Source organism: Streptomyces violaceorubidus, assembly GCF_000717995.1.
GTDB lineage: Bacteria > Actinomycetota > Actinomycetes > Streptomycetales > Streptomycetaceae > Streptomyces > Streptomyces violaceorubidus.
In genome coordinates this window covers 486,234-504,405 of the sequence record NZ_JODM01000001.1, presented here as the reverse complement: position 1 = coordinate 504,405, position 18,172 = coordinate 486,234, and the positions used below count along the sequence as shown (strand labels likewise).

Annotated in this window: 16 protein-coding genes; 11 read left to right on the top strand and 5 right to left on the bottom strand. The window is 71.9% G+C overall.

What is annotated here, in order from left to right; translation table 11 throughout:
* The first annotated feature begins 59 nt into the window (after nt 1–59).
* From IE94_RS0102425 to IE94_RS0102410, 4 genes are all read left to right on the top strand, one after another.
* Entirely contained in the window at nt 60–1,652 is a 1,593-nt protein-coding gene (locus tag IE94_RS0102425) for an acyl-CoA carboxylase subunit beta (protein ID WP_030145665.1), read from the top strand.
* Nucleotides 1,653–1,673: 21 nt separating this feature from the next.
* Nucleotides 1,674–1,886 carry an acyl-CoA carboxylase subunit epsilon gene (locus IE94_RS0102420; protein ID WP_030145664.1) on the top strand — a complete coding sequence of 71 codons (213 nt, stop codon included), beginning with the start codon at nt 1,674–1,676 and terminating at the stop codon, nt 1,884–1,886.
* A 110-nt stretch (nt 1,887–1,996) separates the two neighbouring features.
* Nucleotides 1,997–2,125 (top strand): morphogenic membrane protein MmpB, encoded by a 129-nt coding sequence (gene mmpB, locus IE94_RS41515; protein ID WP_037921466.1) that lies wholly within the window; start codon nt 1,997–1,999, stop codon nt 2,123–2,125.
* A gap of 32 nt (nt 2,126–2,157) precedes the next feature.
* Nucleotides 2,158–2,781 carry a nucleoside triphosphate pyrophosphatase gene (locus IE94_RS0102410; RefSeq protein ID WP_030145663.1) on the top strand — a complete coding sequence of 208 codons (624 nt, stop codon included), beginning with the start codon at nt 2,158–2,160 and terminating at the stop codon, nt 2,779–2,781.
* Here IE94_RS0102410 and IE94_RS0102405 read toward each other — a convergent pair.
* On the bottom strand, nt 2,750–3,223 hold the full coding sequence (locus IE94_RS0102405) for a hypothetical protein (protein WP_030145662.1): 474 nt from the start codon (nt 3,221–3,223) through the stop codon (nt 2,750–2,752). The two genes, IE94_RS0102410 and IE94_RS0102405, sit on opposite strands and share 32 nt — an antisense overlap.
* Nucleotides 3,224–3,596: 373 nt before the next feature.
* On the opposite strand from IE94_RS0102405, the gene IE94_RS0102400 reads away from it, so the two are divergent.
* Nucleotides 3,597–5,369: an acetyl/propionyl/methylcrotonyl-CoA carboxylase subunit alpha gene (locus IE94_RS0102400; RefSeq protein ID WP_030145661.1), complete on the top strand. Its 1,773-nt coding sequence runs from the start codon at nt 3,597–3,599 to the stop codon at nt 5,367–5,369.
* Nucleotides 5,370–5,462: 93 nt separating this feature from the next.
* On the opposite strand, the gene IE94_RS0102395 is transcribed toward IE94_RS0102400, so the two are convergent.
* Nucleotides 5,463–6,446 carry a DeoR/GlpR family DNA-binding transcription regulator gene (locus IE94_RS0102395; protein ID WP_078606376.1) on the bottom strand — a complete coding sequence of 328 codons (984 nt, stop codon included), beginning with the start codon at nt 6,444–6,446 and terminating at the stop codon, nt 5,463–5,465.
* Between the two features lie 168 nt (nt 6,447–6,614).
* On the bottom strand, nt 6,615–8,063 hold the full coding sequence (locus tag IE94_RS0102390; RefSeq protein ID WP_030145659.1) for an NAD(P)H-quinone dehydrogenase: 1,449 nt from the start codon (nt 8,061–8,063) through the stop codon (nt 6,615–6,617).
* An 86-nt stretch (nt 8,064–8,149) separates the two neighbouring features.
* Here IE94_RS0102390 and IE94_RS0102385 point away from each other — a divergent pair, with 86 nt between their 5' ends.
* The 3 genes from IE94_RS0102385 to IE94_RS0102375 all read left to right on the top strand — a co-directional run bounded on the left by IE94_RS0102385 (nt 8,150) and on the right by IE94_RS0102375 (nt 11,661).
* Nucleotides 8,150–8,587 carry a gamma-glutamylcyclotransferase family protein gene (locus IE94_RS0102385; protein WP_030145658.1) on the top strand — a complete coding sequence of 146 codons (438 nt, stop codon included), beginning with the start codon at nt 8,150–8,152 and terminating at the stop codon, nt 8,585–8,587.
* 93 nt (nt 8,588–8,680) lie between these two features.
* Nucleotides 8,681–9,490: a purine-nucleoside phosphorylase gene (locus tag IE94_RS0102380; RefSeq protein ID WP_030145657.1), complete on the top strand. Its 810-nt coding sequence runs from the start codon at nt 8,681–8,683 to the stop codon at nt 9,488–9,490.
* Between the two features lie 494 nt (nt 9,491–9,984).
* Complete coding sequence (locus IE94_RS0102375) at nt 9,985–11,661, top strand: phospho-sugar mutase (protein WP_030145656.1); 1,677 nt, start codon at nt 9,985–9,987, stop codon at nt 11,659–11,661.
* A 141-nt stretch (nt 11,662–11,802) separates the two neighbouring features.
* Here the strand turns inward: IE94_RS0102375 and IE94_RS0102370 are convergent, their stop codons facing one another.
* A complete protein-coding gene (locus IE94_RS0102370) occupies nt 11,803–12,516 on the bottom strand; it encodes a PH domain-containing protein (protein ID WP_030145655.1) in 714 nt (237 codons plus the stop codon).
* A 137-nt stretch (nt 12,517–12,653) separates the two neighbouring features.
* Here IE94_RS0102370 and deoC point away from each other — a divergent pair, with 137 nt between their 5' ends.
* From deoC to IE94_RS0102355, 3 genes are read left to right on the top strand one after another with little or no spacing between them, the layout of a single operon-like run.
* Entirely contained in the window at nt 12,654–13,649 is a 996-nt protein-coding gene (gene deoC, locus IE94_RS0102365) for a deoxyribose-phosphate aldolase (RefSeq protein ID WP_030145654.1), read from the top strand.
* Between the two features lie 5 nt (nt 13,650–13,654).
* On the top strand, nt 13,655–15,115 hold the full coding sequence (locus tag IE94_RS0102360; protein WP_030145653.1) for an aldehyde dehydrogenase family protein: 1,461 nt from the start codon (nt 13,655–13,657) through the stop codon (nt 15,113–15,115).
* Nucleotides 15,108–16,001 carry an aldehyde dehydrogenase family protein gene (locus IE94_RS0102355; protein WP_030145652.1) on the top strand — a complete coding sequence of 298 codons (894 nt, stop codon included), beginning with the start codon at nt 15,108–15,110 and terminating at the stop codon, nt 15,999–16,001. Before IE94_RS0102360 ends, IE94_RS0102355 begins: the two co-directional genes overlap by 8 nt.
* A gap of 70 nt (nt 16,002–16,071) precedes the next feature.
* On the opposite strand, the gene IE94_RS0102350 is transcribed toward IE94_RS0102355, so the two are convergent.
* A complete protein-coding gene (locus IE94_RS0102350; protein ID WP_030145651.1) occupies nt 16,072–18,042 on the bottom strand; it encodes a bifunctional serine/threonine-protein kinase/glutamate ABC transporter substrate-binding protein in 1,971 nt (656 codons plus the stop codon).
* Nucleotides 18,043–18,172: the final 130 nt, after the last annotated feature.

Sequence of the window (18,172 nt, the reverse complement as noted above, 5' to 3'; positions counted from 1 at the left end):
TACTACTCTACGAACGAGTAACCGTCCCCCCTTTTGAGCAGGCAGGGAGCCGCATCCCGATGTCCGAGCCGGAAGAGCAGCAGCCCGACATCCACACGACCGCGGGCAAGCTCGCGGATCTCAGGCGCCGTATCGAGGAAGCGACGCACGCCGGTTCCGCACGCGCCGTCGAGAAGCAGCACGCCAAGGGCAAGCTGACGGCTCGTGAACGCATCGACCTCCTCCTCGACGAGGGTTCGTTCGTCGAGCTGGACGAGTTCGCCCGGCACCGCTCCACCAACTTCGGCCTCGACGCCAACCGCCCCTACGGCGACGGCGTCGTCACCGGCTACGGCACCGTCGACGGCCGCCCGGTCGCGGTCTTCTCCCAGGACTTCACCGTCTTCGGCGGCGCGCTGGGCGAGGTCTACGGCCAGAAGATCGTCAAGGTGATGGACTTCGCGCTGAAGACCGGCTGCCCGGTCGTCGGCATCAACGACTCCGGCGGCGCCCGCATCCAGGAGGGCGTGGCCTCCCTCGGCGCGTACGGCGAGATCTTCCGCCGCAACACCCACGCCTCCGGCGTGATCCCGCAGATCAGCCTGGTCGTCGGGCCGTGCGCGGGCGGTGCGGTGTACTCCCCCGCGATCACCGACTTCACGGTGATGGTCGACCAGACCAGCCACATGTTCATCACCGGCCCCGACGTCATCAAGACGGTCACCGGCGAGGACGTCGGCTTCGAGGAGCTGGGCGGCGCCCGCACCCACAACTCCACCTCGGGCGTGGCCCACCACATGGCGGGCGACGAGAAGGACGCCGTCGAGTACGTCAAGCAGCTCCTGTCGTACCTGCCGTCCAACAACCTCTCCGAGCCCCCCGCCTTCCCGGAGGAGGCGGACCTCGCGGTCACGGACGAGGACGCCGAGCTGGACGCGATCGTCCCGGACTCGGCCAACCAGCCCTACGACATGCACGCCGTCATCGAGCACGTCCTGGACGACGCCGAGTTCTTCGAGACGCAACCCCTCTTCGCGCCGAACATCCTCACCGGCTTCGGCCGCGTGGAGGGCCGCCCGGTCGGCATCGTCGCCAACCAGCCCATGCAGTTCGCCGGGTGCCTGGACATCACCGCCTCCGAGAAGGCGGCCCGCTTCGTGCGCACCTGCGACGCCTTCAACGTCCCCGTCCTCACCTTCGTGGACGTCCCCGGTTTCCTGCCCGGCGTCGACCAGGAGCACGACGGCATCATCCGCCGCGGCGCCAAGCTGATCTTCGCCTACGCCGAGGCCACGGTCCCGCTGATCACGGTCATCACCCGCAAGGCCTTCGGCGGCGCCTACGACGTCATGGGCTCCAAGCACCTGGGCGCCGACCTCAACCTGGCCTGGCCCACCGCCCAGATCGCCGTCATGGGCGCCCAGGGCGCGGTCAACATCCTGCACCGCCGCACCATCGCCGACGCCGGTGACGACGCCGAGGCCACCCGGGCCCGCCTGATCCAGGAGTACGAGGACGCCCTCCTCAACCCCTACACGGCGGCCGAGCGCGGCTACGTCGACGCGGTGATCATGCCGTCCGACACCCGCCGCCACATCGTCCGCGGCCTGCGCCAGCTGCGCACCAAGCGGGAGAGCCTCCCCCCGAAGAAGCACGGCAACATCCCCCTCTGACCATCCCCGGAAGGAGCCGCTGTGACCATCAAGGTCGTACGGGGCAACCCCACCCCGGAAGAACTGGCCGCCGCCCTCACGGTGGTCAGGGCCCGCGCCGCGACGGCGGCCGCCGCCGAGCCGTCCGGCACCGAGCGTCCTCGGGACGCGTGGTCCGACCCGTCCCGCATCGCGGCCCGCCGCATGCCCCACCCGGGCCCGGCCTCGTGGGGCCGCACCTACTGGCCGAGCTGAGGACGGCCCACCCAGGGGCGCGGGGCACCGCGCACGGAAGAGGAATCCCGCGCCCCGAATGAGTACCCGTACTCAAGCGCGCACCCCCGGCCGAGCCGCACGCTGGTGACATGCTGTGGTCCGACCCCGACGACGAGCCGCCCGAGGAACTGCGTGACACGCAGGACATGCTGCGGCGGCTGAGCGTCTTCCTGGCGCTGGCGATGGTCCTCGCGATGATCGTGCTCGGTCTGGGGTGAGCCGGCCCCGCCCGGGTCGCTAACCTGACCCCATGACTGCTGCTCAGCCCCGCCGCCGACTCGTTCTCGCCTCCCAGTCCCCGGCCCGGCTCGGCCTGCTGCGCCAGGCCGGTCTGGCCCCCGAGGTGCTCGTGAGCGGTGTGGACGAGGAGGCCGTCACCGCCCCCACCCCCGCCGAGCTGGCGCTCGCCCTGGCCGAGGCCAAGGCGTCCGTGGTGGCCGCGAAGCCGGAGGTGCACGGCGCCCTGGTGATCGGCTGCGACTCGGTGCTCGACCTGGACGGCCAGGCGCTCGGCAAGCCGGCGGACGCCGAGGAGGCCACCGCCCGCTGGAAGGCGATGCGCGGCCGGGCGGGCACGCTGCAGACCGGCCACTGCGTCTGGGACACCGCCTCCGGCCGCTACGTCTCGGCGACCGCGTCCACCGTCGTCCGCTTCGGCGAGCCGACCGACGAGGAGATCGCCGCCTACGTGGCCTCCGGGGAGCCCCTGTACGTCGCCGGGGCGTTCACCCTGGACGGCCGCTCGGCCCCGTTCATCGACGGCATCGACGGCGACCACGGGAACGTCATCGGCCTCAGCCTGCCCCTGCTGCGGCGGCTCCTCGCCGAGCTCGGGACCGGCATCACGGAGTTGTGGGCGCCGGCGGAGGGTTGAGGGGGGAGCCGTCGTCGCCCTCGGGCCGCTGCCCGGCCGCGGGTTCCTCGCGGGAGTCGTACGTCATCAGCAGCAGCACGATCAGGCCCAGGACGACGATCATGAAGAGGAAGGCGCCGGGTCCCACCAGTCCCCAGGTGAAGGCGCCGAGCAGCCCGTGCACCACCGCGGCGCTGATCAGGAGGATCCGGCCGAGCCCCGCGGGCGCGCGGTCGCGCAGCGCCACGAGCAGGGCGACCAGGGCGCACAGCGCGAAGTACAGCCCGAAGACGACGCCGCCGATCTTCGAGGACACGGACATGGTGTCGGGGTCGAGACCGGCCAGGGACATGTCCTGACGGTCGACGACGATCCCCAGGAACCAGTTCAGCGCCGCGACGCCGACCGCCTCCGCGAAGAGCACGACCGCCACGGTCCACGCCACCGGTCTGCGTACGGACACCGGTCCCCACCCACCTTCGACCGCTGCCGCCAAGGCAGCTGTTACCCCAAGTACGTTCGAGACGATCCGAACGCTACTAACGGGTAAACCGCGCCACAAGGGTTCCGGCCCGAGCAAAGAATCATTGGGCCATTAGTAGGGACTCCACAAAGAAACGGAGTGGCCCGCAGCACGCTCTTACAGAGACCTTGACCACACCGGAGGGCTAGGGTTTCCCCCAGGAGACCTGCGCAACGCGGTACTACAAGGGCTTTCGCGGGTCGGGCGAGCATCGCATCACGCTCCGTGTGGGCAAGCTCACCATTGGGGACGGGTCGAAGTGCCGTGTCGGCAGTCCCTAAACTCGGCTTGTTTCAAGGAGGGAGCCTCAATCGTGCGCAAGGTGCTCATCGCCAACCGTGGCGAAATCGCTGTCCGCGTGGCCCGGGCCTGCCGGGACGCCGGGATCGCGAGCGTGGCCGTCTACGCGGACCCGGACCGGGACGCATTGCATGTCCGCGCCGCTGATGAGGCGTTCGCCCTGGGTGGTGACACCCCCGCGACCAGCTATCTGGACATCGAGAAGGTCCTCAAAGCCGCGCGCGAGTCGGGCGCGGACGCCATCCACCCCGGCTACGGATTCCTCTCCGAGAACGCGGAGTTCGCGCAGGCGGTTTTGGACGCCTCGCTGATCTGGATCGGCCCGCCCCCGCAGGCCATCCGCGACCTGGGCGACAAGGTCGCCGCCCGGCACATCGCCCAGCGGGCCGGCGCCCCCCTGGTCGCCGGCACCCCCGACCCGGTCTCCGGCGCGGACGAGGTCGTCGCCTTCGCGAAGGAGCACGGCCTGCCGATCGCGATCAAGGCGGCCTTCGGCGGCGGTGGCCGCGGTCTCAAGGTCGCCCGCACGCTCGAAGAGGTCCCCGAGCTGTACGACTCCGCCGTCCGCGAGGCCGTGGCGGCCTTCGGCCGGGGCGAGTGCTTCGTCGAGCGCTACCTCGACAAGCCCCGCCACGTGGAGACCCAGTGCCTGGCCGACCAGCACGGCAACGTGGTCGTCGTCTCCACCCGTGACTGCTCCCTCCAGCGCCGCCACCAGAAGCTGGTCGAGGAGGCCCCGGCGCCCTTCCTCTCCGAGGCCCAGATGGAGGAGCTGTACTCGTCCTCCAAGGCGATCCTGAAGGAGGCCGGCTACGTCGGCGCCGGCACCGTGGAGTTCCTCGTCGGCATGGACGGCACGATCTCCTTCCTGGAGGTCAACACCCGCCTCCAGGTCGAGCACCCGGTCACCGAGGAAGTCGCCGGCATCGACCTGGTCCGCGAGATGTTCCGCATCGCCGACGGCGAGGAACTCGGCTACGGCGACCCCGCCCTGCGCGGCCACTCCTTCGAGTTCCGCATCAACGGCGAGGACCCCGGCCGCGGCTTCCTGCCCGCCCCCGGCACCGTCACCCGCTTCGAGGCGCCCACCGGTCCCGGCGTGCGCCTGGACGCCGGCGTGGAGTCCGGCTCGGTGATCGGCCCGGCCTGGGACTCGCTCCTGGCGAAGCTGATCGTCACCGGCCGCACCCGCAAGGAAGCCCTGGAGCGCGCCGCCCGCGCCCTGGACGAGTTCCAGGTCGAGGGCATGGCCACCGCCATCCCCTTCCACCGCACCGTGGTCCGGGATGCGGCCTTCGCCCCCGAACTCACCGGCTCCACCGGCCCCTTCACGGTCCACACCCGCTGGATCGAGACGGAGTTCGTCAACGAGATCAAGCCCTTCACCGCGCCCGCCGAGACCGACGCGGACGAGGAGAGCGGCCGGGAGACGGTCGTCGTCGAGGTCGGCGGCAAGCGCCTGGAGGTCTCCCTCCCCTCCTCGCTCGGCATGTCGCTGGCCCGCACCGGCCTGGCGGCCGGCGCCCGCCCCAAGCGCCGTGCGGCGAAGAAGTCCGGCCCCTCCGCCTCCGGCGACACCCTCGCTTCTCCCATGCAGGGCACGATCGTGAAGATCGCCGTCGAGGAGGGCCAGGAGGTCCAGGAGGGCGACCTCATCGTCGTACTCGAAGCGATGAAGATGGAACAGCCCCTCAACGCCCACAAGTCCGGCACCGTCAAGGGCCTGGGCGCGGAGGTCGGCGCGTCCATCACCTCGGGCGCCGCGATCTGCGAGATCAAGGACTGAGGACGCGCGCAGCGCACGACGGGGGCGCCCGGCGGGACCGCATCACACGGTCCGCCGGGCGCCCCCGTCGCTGTCCGAGGGGACCGCGAGAACCTACCGGCGGCGCAGGTCGGCGACGCGCGCCCCCCGCTCCGCCCCGCCGCCCTGCTCGCCCAGGGCGGCGGCGGAACGCAGCCCCGCACCCGGGACCTGACGGCGCGGCCCCGGAAGCGGCACGTCCCGGCGCTGCTGACGTGCCACGGCCTCACTCCCCGAGGCCCCCGATGCCCCGGTGCCGTTCGCCGTACCACCCCCCGACGCCCCGGCCACGGCGATCTGCACGCCCTGGTCGGCCAGGGCCTGGAGCTCGGTGGCGGCGCGGTCGTCGTGGCCCGGCGACTCGTCGGTGACCAGTCGGGTGATGACGTCGGTGGGCACGGTCTGGAACATGGTGTCCGTGCCCAGTTTGGAGTGATCGGCGAGGACGACGACCTCGGCCGCGGCCTGGACCAGCGCCCGGTCGACGGAGGCCGACAGCATGTTGGAGGTGGACAGCCCCCGCTCGGCGGTGAGCCCGCTCCCGGACAGGAAGGCCTTGGAGACCCGCAGCCCTTGCAGGGACTGCTCGGCACCCGACCCCACCAGGGCGTAGTTCGACCCCCTGAGCGTGCCACCGGTCATCACGACCTCGACCCGGTTGGCATGGGCGAGGGCCTGGGCCACCAGCAGCGAATTGGTGACGACGGTCAGACCGGGCACCCGCGCGAGCCGGCGGGCCAGCTCCTGCGTCGTCGTACCCGCCCCCACCACGATGGCTTCGCCCTCTTCGACGAGGCCCGCGGCGAGATCGGCGATGGCCGTCTTCTCGGCGGTCGCGAGATGAGACTTCTGCGGAAAGCCGGACTCTCGCGTGAACCCGCCCGGCAGTACCGCACCGCCGTGCCGGCGGTCGAGGAGTCCTTCTGCCTCCAGTGCGCGCACGTCCCGCCGTACGGTCACTTCGGAGGTCTGGACGACGCGGGCGAGCTCACGGAGCGACACGGCCCCGTTCGCTCGCACCATTTCGAGGATCAATTGGCGACGTTCTGCAGCGAACACGAAACTGACAGTAACCCCAACGACCGTCTGCTTTCAGCAGTATGCGCCGAATAACAGAAGTTGTTCGCATGCCACCACCGGAAGTGGTATACGGCGGCCTATGCCGCGCGCAAGCGCCGCAACTCCCCGTGACCGGCGGGGAGTCGATTCAAGCCGCGCCCGCCGGACTCAGCCCTCCCCGCCGGCCTTCCGCGTGTGCAACTGCCGCGCCACCTCCGCGATCGACCCCGAAAGCGAGGGGTACACGGTGAAGGCGTTGGCGATCTGCTCCACCGTCAGGTTGTTGTCGACGGCGATCGAGATCGGATGGATCAGCTCCGAGGCACGCGGCGCCACCACGACCCCACCCACCACGATCTCGGTACCGGGCCGGCAGAAGATCTTGACGAAGCCGTCCCGGATGCCCTGCATCTTGGCGCGCGGGTTGCGCAGCAGCGGCAGCTTCACCACCCGGGCGTCGATCTTGCCCGCGTCCACGTCGGCCTGCGAGTAGCCGACGGTGGCGATCTCGGGGTCGGTGAAGACGTTGGCGGAGACGGTCTTCAGGTTCAGCGGCGTCACGGCGTCGCCCAGGAAGTGGTACATGGCGATCCGCCCCTGCATGGCGGCCACCGAGGCGAGCGCGAACACGCCGGTGACGTCACCGGCGGCGTACACGCCGGGGGCGGAGGTCCTGGACACCCGGTCGGTGCGGATGTGCCCGGAGTCCTTGAGCTTGACCCCGGCCTCCTCCAGCCCCATCCCCTCCGTGTTGGGGATGGCGCCCACGGCCATCAGGCAGTGCGACCCGGTGATGACCCGCCCGTCGGCGAGCGTCACCTCCACCCGGTCCCCCACCCGCTTGGCGGACTGGGCCCGGGACCGCGACATGACGTTCATCCCGCGCCGCCGGAACACGTCCTCCAGCACGGCGGCGGCGTCCGGGTCCTCCCCGGGCAGCACCCGGTCCCGGGAGGACACGAGGGTGACCCGCGACCCGAGCGCCTGATAGGCCCCGGCGAACTCGGCACCGGTCACACCGGAGCCGACCACGATGAGCTCCTCGGGCAGCTCGTCCAGGTCGTACACCTGGGTCCAGTTCAGGATCCGCTCGCCGTCGGGCCGCGCGTCCGGCAGCTCCCGCGGATGCCCCCCGGTGGCGATGAGCACCGCGTCGGCGGTCAGCGTCTCCTCGCTCCCGTCGGCGGCCCGCACCACGACCTTGCGGGACCCGTCGAGCCCCTGCATGCCCTCCAGCCGCCCGCGCCCGCGCACGACCCGCGCACCCGCGCGCGTCACGGAGGCGGTGATGTCGTGCGACTGCGCCAGCGCGAGCCGCTTCACCCGGCGGTTGACCTTGCCCAGATCGACGCCCACCACCCGGGCGGCCTGCTCCATGGGCGGGGTGTCGTCGGCGACGATGATCCCCAGCTCCTCGTAGGAGGAATCGAAGGTGGTCATCACCTCGGCCGTGGCGATGAGGGTCTTGGACGGCACGCAGTCGGTCAGCACCGACGCCCCGCCCAGACCGTCGCAGTCGACGACGGTCACCTCCGCGCCGAGCTGAGCGGCCACCAGGGCCGCTTCGTATCCGCCGGGTCCGCCGCCAATGATCACGATCCGAGTCACGTACCCCATTGTCCCGCACCCTTCAACGAAGGGCCGCCCGGGTCCACCACCGCGAGGACGGCGGTGCCCGACGGCGCTGCCGTACCCTTCCCCTCATGTCGCTCTACGCCGCCTACGCCGGCAACCTCGACGCGCGGCTGATGACCCGCCGCGCCCCGCACTCGCCGCTGCGCGCCACCGGCTGGCTGAACGGGTGGCGGCTGACCTTCGGCGGCGAGCACATGGGCTGGGAGGGCGCACTGGCGACCCTCGTGGAGGACCCGATCTCCCAGGTCTTCGTGGCCCTCTACGACATCGCCCCCATGGACGAGGACTCCCTGGACCGCTGGGAGGGCGTGGGCCTGGACATCTACCGCCGCACCCGCGTCCGCGCGCACACCCTGGAGGGCGAGGAGGGCGCCTGGACCTACGTCCTGAACGCCTACGAGGGCGGCCTGCCCTCCGCCCGCTACCTGGGCGAGGTGGCGGACGCCGCCGAATCGGCCGGCGCCCCCCACGACTACGTGATGGAACTCCGCAAGCGCCCCTGCTGAGCACCGCCTCGTCGAAACCTCCAACCCAAAAACCACCTTCCCGTGACCTCCAGCATCTACGCGCGTAGCCGCAAACCGGCTACCCTCTTCGGCGTGAACGCATCTCTTCTTCCGGACCCCTACGCCGCCGCCGACGCCGCCGCGGCCCGCCTGCGCGAACTCACCGGCGCCGAGACCCACGACGTCGCCCTCGTGATGGGCTCCGGCTGGGCACCGGCCGTGGACGCCCTGGGCGCCCCCGAGGCCGATCTCCAGGTCACCGACCTGCCGGGCTTCCCCCAGCCGGCGGTGGAGGGGCACGGCGGCAGGATCCGCTCGTACTCCATCGGCGACAAGCGCGCACTGGTGTTCCTGGGCCGCACCCACTACTACGAGGGCCACGGCGTGGCCGCGGTCTCCCACGGCGTCCGCACCGCCGTGGCCGCCGGCGCCAAGACGATCATCCTGACCAACGGCTGCGGCGGCCTGCGCGAGGGCATGCGCCCCGGCCAGCCGGTCCTGATCAGCGACCACATCAACCTCACCGCCACCTCCCCCATCGTCGGCGCCAACTTCGTCGACCTCACCGACCTCTACTCCCCCCGCCTGCGCGCACTGTGCAAGGAGGTCGACGCCACGCTGGAGGAGGGCGTCTACGCCCAGTTCCCCGGCCCGCACTACGAGACCCCGGCCGAGATCCGCATGGCCCGCGTCATCGGTGCCGACCTGGTGGGCATGTCGACGGTCCTGGAGGCGATCGCCGCCCGCGAGGCCGGGGCGGAGGTGCTGGGCATCTCCCTGGTCACCAACCTCGCCGCCGGCATGACGGGCGAGCCCCTCAACCACGAGGAGGTCCTCCAGGCCGGCCGCGACTCCGCCGCCCGCATGGGGAAGCTGCTGACCCAGGTCCTGAGCCGCCTGTAGGCCAGTCGCGGGGTGGGCCGCGCCACGACTACTGCCCGCAGCTGGGGCGGAACGGCGGGAGAGCCGCGTACGGCGAGCGGGGGACGCGAAGCGTGGGCGGCAGCACCCGCGCACGGCGGGAGAGCCGCGTACGGCGAGCGGGGGACGCGGAGCGTGGGCGGCAGCAGCCGCGCACGGCGAGAGAGCCGCGTACGGCGAGCGGGGGACGCGGGGCGTGGGCGGCAGCAGCCGCGTACGGCGAGAAGGGGACGTGTCGGGGGGTGTCCGCCCGCAGCGGTTGGCGCGTCAACGGAGTCCCACATCCCTGTCCCACCGATTCCGCGCCGTTCCGAGGACGGACACCCCCCGGCGCGGCCCCGACCCACCACCGAACCCACCGCGCCACCCGCACCCCCACCGGAGCCGCACAGGCCGCCGCAGGCACCCGCACCCCCCACCCACCCCGCACAGGCCGCCGCAGGCACCACCACCCGACACCCGAGAGGCTGACCGACGTGCAAGACGTGAACAACGACGACGACCTCCTCGCACGAGCCAAGGCATGGCTGGCCGAGGACCCCGACGCGGACACCCGCGCGGAACTCGCCCGCCTCATCGAAGCCGAGGACCGCGCCGAGCTCACCGCACGCTTCTCCGGCACCCTCCAGTTCGGCACCGCGGGCCTGCGCGGCGAACTGGGCGCCGGCCCGATGCGCATGAACCGCTCGGTCGTCATCCGCGCCGCCGCCGGCCTCGCCGCGTACCTCAAGAAGCAGGGGACCCACCACGGGACCGACACGGCCGGCCTGGTCGTCATCGGCTACGACGCCCGCCACAAGTCCGCGGACTTCGCCCGCGACACCGCCGCCGTGATGACCGGCGCCGGCCTCCGCGCCGCCGTACTCCCCCGCCCCCTCCCCACCCCCGTCCTCGCCTTCGCGATCCGGCACCTCGGCGCCGTCGCCGGAGTGGAGGTCACCGCCAGCCACAACCCGCCCCGCGACAACGGCTACAAGGTGTACCTCGGCGACGGCTCCCAGATCGTGCCCCCCGCCGACGCCGACATCGCCGCCGAGATCGACGCCGTACGCACCCTGCACGACGTCCCCCGCCCCGACACCGGCTGGCAGACCCTCGACGACGCCGTCCTCGACGCCTACCTCACCCGCACGGACGCCGTCCTCGCCCCCGACTCCCCCCGCACCGCCCGCACGGTCTACACCGCGATGCACGGCGTCGGCAAGGACACCCTCCTCGCCGCCTTCGCCCGAGCCGGTTTCCCGCGGCCCACCCTCGTCACCGAGCAGGCCGACCCCGACCCGGACTTCCCCACCGTCGCCTTCCCCAACCCGGAAGAGCCCGGCGCGATGGACCTGGCCTTCACGAAGGCCCGCGCGACCGACCCCGCCCCCGACCTGGTCATCGCCAACGACCCGGACGCGGACCGCCTGGCAGTGGCGGTACCGGACGCGACGGACCCCGCAGGCTGGCGCATGCTCCGGGGCGACGAGGTCGGCGCCCTCCTCGCCGCCCACCTGGTCACCCGCGGAGCGCACGGCACGTTCGCGGAGTCGATCGTCTCGTCCTCCCTCCTCGGCCGCATCGCGGCGAAGGCGAAGGTCCCCCACGTCGAGACGCTCACCGGCTTCAAGTGGATCGCCCGCGTGGAGGGCATCCGCTACGGCTACGAGGAGGCCCTCGGCTACTGCGTCGACCCGGAGGGCGTCCGCGACAAGGACGGCATCACCGCGGCCCTCCTGATCACGGAGCTGGCCTCCACCCTCAAGGAGGCCGACCGCACCCTCCTCGACCTCCTCGACGACATCGCCGTGGAGCACGGCCTGCACGCCACGGACCAGCTCTCGGTGCGCGTGGCGGACCTCTCCCTCATCGCCGCCGCGATGACCCGCCTGCGCGAGCAGCCCCCGGCGACCCTCGCGGGCCTCCCGGTCACCAGGGCGGAGGACCTCACCCGGGGCACGGACACCCTCCCGCCCACCGACGGTCTGCGCTACACGCTCGACGGAGCCAGGGTCATCGTCCGCCCCAGCGGCACGGAGCCCAAGCTGAAGTGCTACCTGGAGGTGGTCGTCCCGGTCGCCACGCGCGCCGACCTCCCGGCCGCCCGGACGACGGCAAGGGACCTGCTGACGGCGCTCAAACACGACGTGTCGACGGCGGCCGGCATCTAGCAACAACAACCGGACCCGGAAAACCGGGGGCGCTCAAGGGCGCCCCCGACCACATCACCACCACCGCCACGGCCACGGCCACGGCCACGGCCACGGCCACCACAACGCCACCAGGCGCCCCCCACCACCACCCACCCCACCTCACCCCACCCCGAGCAGCACCCCCAGCGCCACCGCCCCGACGACCACCGGCACGATGACCTCGTACGCCCACCGCACGGTCACCTCGCCCCGAGAGCCCTCGGCGGCCTGCCGCGCCTCCCACAGCTCACGCAACTCGTCCATGACCTTGTCGGCCTCGGCCCGCACCGGCCCGTCCGCCTCGACAGCCCCCGACCCGACACCGTCGCCGCGCGAACCGAACTGCCCCATACCGCCGAGCACACTCCCGCGCCTGCGCCCACCGGCACCGCCAGCACCACCGACGGCCCGCCGATCCTCCTGCCGCGCGGCCTTCTTGCGCCCGCGCAGCGAAACCGGCACGGACCACAGCTGGTACTTGGCGCCGCCCTCGGTGAAGACCTCGTTCGTGTAGGCGGACCGGAACGACTCGACCCGCGACCAGGGAAGCACGATCACCCGGAACGGATTGCGCACCCGCATCCGGTCGTCGTTCGCGAAGACGGCGGGACGCACGGTGTAGGCGGCGACGAGCGGCACGAGGAAGACCAGCGCCGCGAGCGCCTTCCAGCGGGTGCTCCCGTCGCCCGCGACCAGGGCGTCGATGCCGAGCCACAGGACGAGGGCGAGTACCAGCACACCGCCGGAGATACCCGCGGGCGAGCGGTAGGCCCGGTCCTTGGACACGGGTCCCGACGGCTGCGGCGAGGATGACTGGGGCTGCGGCGTGCTCATGCTGCCGATTGTGCCCGACGGCCCGCCCGGCGCTCGCACGCGGTGCCGGTACACCGGACAAGCCCGGGGGCTGTACACCGGACGAGCCCGGGGGCTGTACAGACTGCTACGCGCGTAGATATGCTCATCTGGTGACCATGCCCACCACTGCACCCGCCGCGAACGGACCCGCCCAGAGCCCCGCAAACGGACCCGCACACGGATTCGCCGACGTCACCGCGTCCGACAGCACCCTGCGCCGCTTCCTCCACGGACTGCCCGGGGTCGACACGGTCGGTCTGGAGGCGCGCGCAGCCTCCCTCGGCACCCGTTCCATCAAGACCACCGCGAAGGCGTACGCCCTCGACCTCGCCATCTCGATGGTCGACCTGACGACGCTGGAAGGCGCGGACACCCCGGGCAAGGTCCGGGCCCTCGGCGCCAAGGCGGTCCGCCCCGACCCGACCGACCGCACGGCCCCGGCCACCGCCGCCGTCTGCGTGTACCCCGACATGGTGCCCACCGCGAAGGAGGCCGTCGCCGGCTCCGGCGTGAAGGTCGCCTCGGTGGCCACGGCGTTCCCGGCCGGCCGCGCCTCGCTGGCCGTCAAGCTGGCCGACGTGCGCGAGGCCGTGGCGGCGGGCGCGGACGAGGTCGACATGGTCATCGACCGCGGCGCGTTCCTCGCGGGGAACTACATGAAGGTGCACGACGAGATCACCGCCGTGCGCGAGGCCTGCGGCACGGCCGCCCGTCTGAAGGTCATCTTCGAGACCGGCGAGCTGTCGACGTACGACAACATCCGCCGCGCCAGCTGGCTCGGCATGCTGGCCGGCGCGGACTTCATCAAGACGTCCACCGGCAAGGTCGCGGTCAACGCCACCCCCGCCAACACCCTGCTGATGCTGGAGGCGGTCCGCGACTTCCGCGCGCAGACCGGCGTCCAGGTGGGCGTGAAGCCGGCCGGCGGCATCCGCACCGCGAAGGACGCGATCAAGTTCCTGGTCCTGGTCAACGAGACGGCGGGCGAGGACTGGCTGGACAACCACTGGTTCCGCTTCGGCGCCTCGTCCCTGCTGAACGACCTGCTGATGCAGCGCCAGAAGCTGACCACGGGCCGTTACTCCGGCCCCGACTACGTGACGGTGGACTGATCGACATGGCACCCGCACCCTCCCCCTCCCCCTCCCCCGCGTTCGCGTACGCCCCGGCACCCGAGTCCCGCGCGGTCGTCGACATCGCGCCGTCGTACGGCCTGTTCATCGACGGCGAGTTCACCGAGGCGGCCGACGGCAAGGTCTTCAAGACCGTCTCCCCCGCCACCGAAGAGGTCCTCTCCGAGGTGGCCGAGGCCGGCGAGGCGGACGTCGACCGCGCCGTGAAGGCGGCCCGCAAGGCCTTCGAGAAGTGGTCGGCTCTGCCCGGCGCGGAGCGCGCGAAGTACCTCTTCCGCATCGCCCGCATCATCCAGGAACGCAGCCGCGAGCTGGCCGTCCTGGAGACCCTGGACAACGGCAAGCCGATCCGGGAGACCCGGGACGCCGACCTCCCCCTGGTGGCGGCGCACTTCTTCTACTACGCGGGCTGGGCCGACAAGCTGGACCACGCGGGCTACGGCGCGAACCCCCGCCCCCTCGGCGTGGCCGGCCAGGTCATCCCCTGGAACTTCCCCCTCCTGATGCTGGCCTGGAAGATCGCCCCGGCGCTCGCCACCGGCAACACGGTGGTGCTCAAGCCCGCCGAGACGACCCCCCTCTCCGCCCTGTTCTTCGCGGACATCTGCCGCCAGGCCGGGCTCCCCAGGGGCGTCGTCAACATCATCACCGGTGACGGCCGCGCCGGAGCGGCGCTGACCGCGCACCCCGACGTGAACAAGGTCGCCTTCACGGGCTCCACGGCCGTCGGCAAGCAGATCGCGCGCACGGTCGCGGGCACCTGCAAGAAGCTCACCCTGGAACTGGGCGGCAAGGGCGCCAACATCGTCTTCGACGACGCCCCGATCGACCAGGCCGTCGAGGGCATCGTCACCGGCATCTTCTTCAACCAGGGCCAGGTCTGCTGCGCGGGCTCCCGCCTCCTGGTCCAGGAGTCGATCCACGACGAGCTGCTCGACTCCCTCAAGCGCAGGCTCACCACGCTCCGCCTGGGCGACCCCCTGGACAAGAACACGGACATCGGCGCGATCAACTCCGCCGAGCAGCTGGCCCGGATCACCGCCCTCGCGGACCAGGGCGAGGCGGAGGGCGCCGAGCGCTGGTCCCCGGCCTGCGAACTCCCCTCCTCCGGCTACTGGTTCGCCCCGACGCTCTTCACGAACGTCACCCAGGCGCACACCGTCGCCCGCGACGAGATCTTCGGCCCGGTGCTGTCCGTCCTCACCTTCCGCACGCCGGACGAGGCGGTCGCCAAGGCCAACAACACCCCGTACGGCCTGTCGGCGGGCATCTGGACGGAGAAGGGCTCGCGCATCCTGGCGGTCGCGAACAAGCTCCGTGCGGGTGTGATCTGGTCCAACACGTTCAACAAGTTCGACCCGACGTCGCCGTTCGGCGGCTACAAGGAGTCGGGCTTCGGCCGCGAGGGCGGCCGCCACGGCCTGGAGGCTTACCTCGATGTCTGAGCGACTCAGCGTGCTGAAGACCTACAAGCTGTACGTGGGCGGGAAGTTCCCGCGTTCCGAGAGCGGCCGGGTGTACGAGGTGACGGACTCGAAGAACAACTGGCTGGCCAACGCCCCTCTCTCCTCCCGCAAGGACGCCCGTGACGCGGTGGTCGCCGCGCGCAAGGCGTTCGGCGGCTGGTCGGGCGCCACGGCGTACAACCGCGGCCAGATCCTCTACCGGATCGCCGAGATGCTGGAGGGCCGCCGCGACCAGTACGTCGCGGAGGTCGCCGACGCGGAGGGCCTGTCGAAGTCCAAGGCCGCGGCACAGGTGGACGCGGCGATCGACCGCTGGGTCTGGTACGCGGGCTGGACCGACAAGATCGCCCAGGTGGTCGGCGGCGGCAACCCGGTCGCGGGCCCCTACTTCAACCTGTCCTCCCCCGAGCCGACGGGAGTCGTCGCCGTCCTGGCCCCGCAGGAGTCGTCCTTCCTGGGCCTGGTGTCGGTGCTCGCCCCGGTCATCGCGACGGGCAACACGGCGGTCGTGGTGGCCTCGGAGAAGTCCCCCCTCCCCGCCCTGTCCCTGGGCGAGGTCCTGGCCACCTCCGACCTCCCCGGCGGCGTGGTCAACATACTCTCCGGCCGTACGGCGGAGATCGCCGCCCCGCTCGCCGCCCACCAGGACGTCAACGCGATCGACCTCGCGGGGGCCGACGAGACGCTGGCGAAGGAGCTGGAGATCACGGCGGCGGACAACCTCAAGCGCGTCCTGCGTCCACAGCCTGTGGACGACGCCGACTGGTCCGCGACCCCGGGCACCGACCGCCTGACGGCGTTCCTGGAGACGAAGACGGTCTGGCACCCGACGGGCGCACTGGGCGCGTCCGGTTCGTCGTACTGACCGGCTCCCCGTCACCCGGCGCCGACGCCGACGGGCCGCGGCCCCTCCCCGTCCGGAGGAGCCGCGGTCTTCACTCGGCCGAGCAGGGCCTCGGTTCCGGCCGGCTCGGCGCGGTCTTCCGTCCCGTCAGCGGGGACAGGTCCTTCATGTACATCTCCGACCACTCCTTGCCGGCCAGGATCTCCCGGAGCCCCGAGCACACCTTGCGCTTCAGGAGCGGGTCGTCCTTCCGCATCGCCACCCCGTAGGGCTCCGTGCCCGCGCCGCTGGGCAGCAGCTTGAGATGCGCCGGATCGTTCTGGGCGTACCCGGCGAGCAGAACGTCGTCCGAGGCGACCGCGTACACGCTCGAGCGCTTGTCCAGCAGTCTCTCCACGCACTCCTTGTAGGTGTCGGGCTGCCACTTCCCCGTGGTGTAGCCGTCCTCCTTCAGCTTGTCCGCGTACGTGGAGTCCCGCGCGGTGCACACCTCGACCTCGTTCCTCTTCACGTCGACGGCCTCGTCGAGGTCGTACTTCGCGGAGTTCTTGCGCACGAGGAGGCTGCTGCCCGCCTTGTAGTAGGGGCCGACGAAGCTGATGCCGTCCCGCTTCTCCCGCTCGGGCGTCATGCTGTACGAGGCGACGACCAGGTCCACTTCCCCGTTCTTCAGCTTGCTGGCCCGGTTGGCCGTGGTCACCCCGTAGAAGTCGACCTGCTCCTTGCCGTAGCCCAGTCTGCTGGCGAGGGCGTAGGCGATGTCGACGTCGAACCCGCTCCACACGCCGGTGTCCTCGTCGTAGAAGCTCAGCCCGGGCTGGTCCTCCTTGGCGCCGATCGTCAGCCTCTTCCTGGTGCTCTGCCACTGCTCCCAGGCCTGCTCCGTGTCGCCCCCGGCGGCTCCCGCTCCCTGTTGCCCGGAGGCCTCGTCCCGCTCGCCCCCGGAGTCGTTCTGCGCGACGAGCCAGCCTCCCCCGGCGAGCAGGACGACACACGCCGCGGCCGCCGCCGCCTTCCAGCCGGACAACCGCCCGCGGCCTCCGCCCGACGCCGCGGGCGACGGTGCGGGGGGCACGGCTTCGGCGGAGGACGCGACGGATTCCGGTGCGTCCACCGCCGGAGCGGGCCGGGAGGGCGCCGGTGTGGGCCGGGCGGTGGGCGCAAGTGCGGGGGTGGCGGCCTGGGCGGGGGCCGGCGTGCCCGGGTCCGTGAGGACCTCCCGGAGCATCTCCTCCGCCGAAGCCGCGTCCAGGCGCCTGTCCGGGTCGGTGGCCAACAACCCCTGGATGACGGGGCCGAGGGGGCCGGCGTAGCGGAGGACGGGGTCGGGCGACTGCTGGATGTTCGCCTGCACCTCCCAGACCTCGTTGCCGCCGAAGGGCAGGCGCCCCTCGACCATCTCGTACAGGGTGACGCCCAGTGCCCACAGGTCGGAGGCGGACGTGGGGCCGCGGGAGGCGGGGGCGAAGAGCTCGGGCGCCAGGTAGGGGGGCGTGCCGATGACGCCGCCGTACCGGGTGACCCGGTCCGCGCCCTCGAAGGTGGCGATGCCGAAGTCCACCAGAACCACCTGACCGCTGTCCCGCACCAGTACGTTGCCGGGCTTGACGTCGCGGTGCAGGACCGACGCCTCGTGGACGGCCCGCAGGCCCTGGGCCATCTGGAGACCGATGTCCGCGGCCCTGGGCACACCGAGGACGCCGTCACGGCGCAGCAGGTCGGCCAGCGACCGCCCTTCGAGCAGCTTCATCACGATCCAGACCTGGTCGGCGGTCTCGATCTGGTCGTGGACCGTCACCACGTTCTGGTGCTCGATCTTGGCGAGCGCCTCGGCCTCGCGACGAGCCCGCTGCATCGCCGCCTGCTCGGTGTCCGCGGTCATGGCCCTGCGGTCGAGGAGCCCCTTCACGGCGACGAACCGGCGCAGCCGCCGGTCGTGGGCCCTCCAGACCTCACCCATGCCGCCGCTGCCGATCGGCTCCAGCAGCTCGTAGCGCCCCTCGATCACGGTGTGCGGGACGGAACCGCCGTCGGCCCCGTTGAATCCGTCGTCGTTGTGCACCCGGCCCCCTTGCACGTCCTGCGCGAAACGTGGATCACCACAGATTAGACGGCCCGTCCGGGGAATCCGCGTGACGAACGGGTGACGCCAACCCACGCTCGCGGCGACAGAGACGGGCCGCGACCTCCCT

What these genes read in the sequence shown, in the direction of transcription:
- IE94_RS0102425 (WP_030145665.1), top strand. Translation starts at nt 60, where the DNA reads ATGTCCGAGCCGGAAGAGCAGCAGCCCGACATCCACACGACCGCGGGC.
- mmpB (WP_037921466.1), top strand. Translation starts at nt 1,997, where the DNA reads ATGCTGTGGTCCGACCCCGACGACGAGCCGCCCGAGGAACTGCGTGAC.
- IE94_RS0102410 (WP_030145663.1), top strand. Translation starts at nt 2,158, where the DNA reads ATGACTGCTGCTCAGCCCCGCCGCCGACTCGTTCTCGCCTCCCAGTCC.
- IE94_RS0102390 (WP_030145659.1), bottom strand. Translation starts at nt 8,063, where the DNA reads ATGGGGTACGTGACTCGGATCGTGATCATTGGCGGCGGACCCGGCGGA.
- IE94_RS0102385 (WP_030145658.1), top strand. Translation starts at nt 8,150, where the DNA reads ATGTCGCTCTACGCCGCCTACGCCGGCAACCTCGACGCGCGGCTGATG.
- IE94_RS0102370 (WP_030145655.1), bottom strand. Translation starts at nt 12,516, where the DNA reads ATGAGCACGCCGCAGCCCCAGTCATCCTCGCCGCAGCCGTCGGGACCC.
- deoC (WP_030145654.1), top strand. Translation starts at nt 12,654, where the DNA reads ATGCCCACCACTGCACCCGCCGCGAACGGACCCGCCCAGAGCCCCGCA.
- IE94_RS0102360 (WP_030145653.1), top strand. Translation starts at nt 13,655, where the DNA reads ATGGCACCCGCACCCTCCCCCTCCCCCTCCCCCGCGTTCGCGTACGCC.
- IE94_RS0102355 (WP_030145652.1), top strand. Translation starts at nt 15,108, where the DNA reads ATGTCTGAGCGACTCAGCGTGCTGAAGACCTACAAGCTGTACGTGGGC.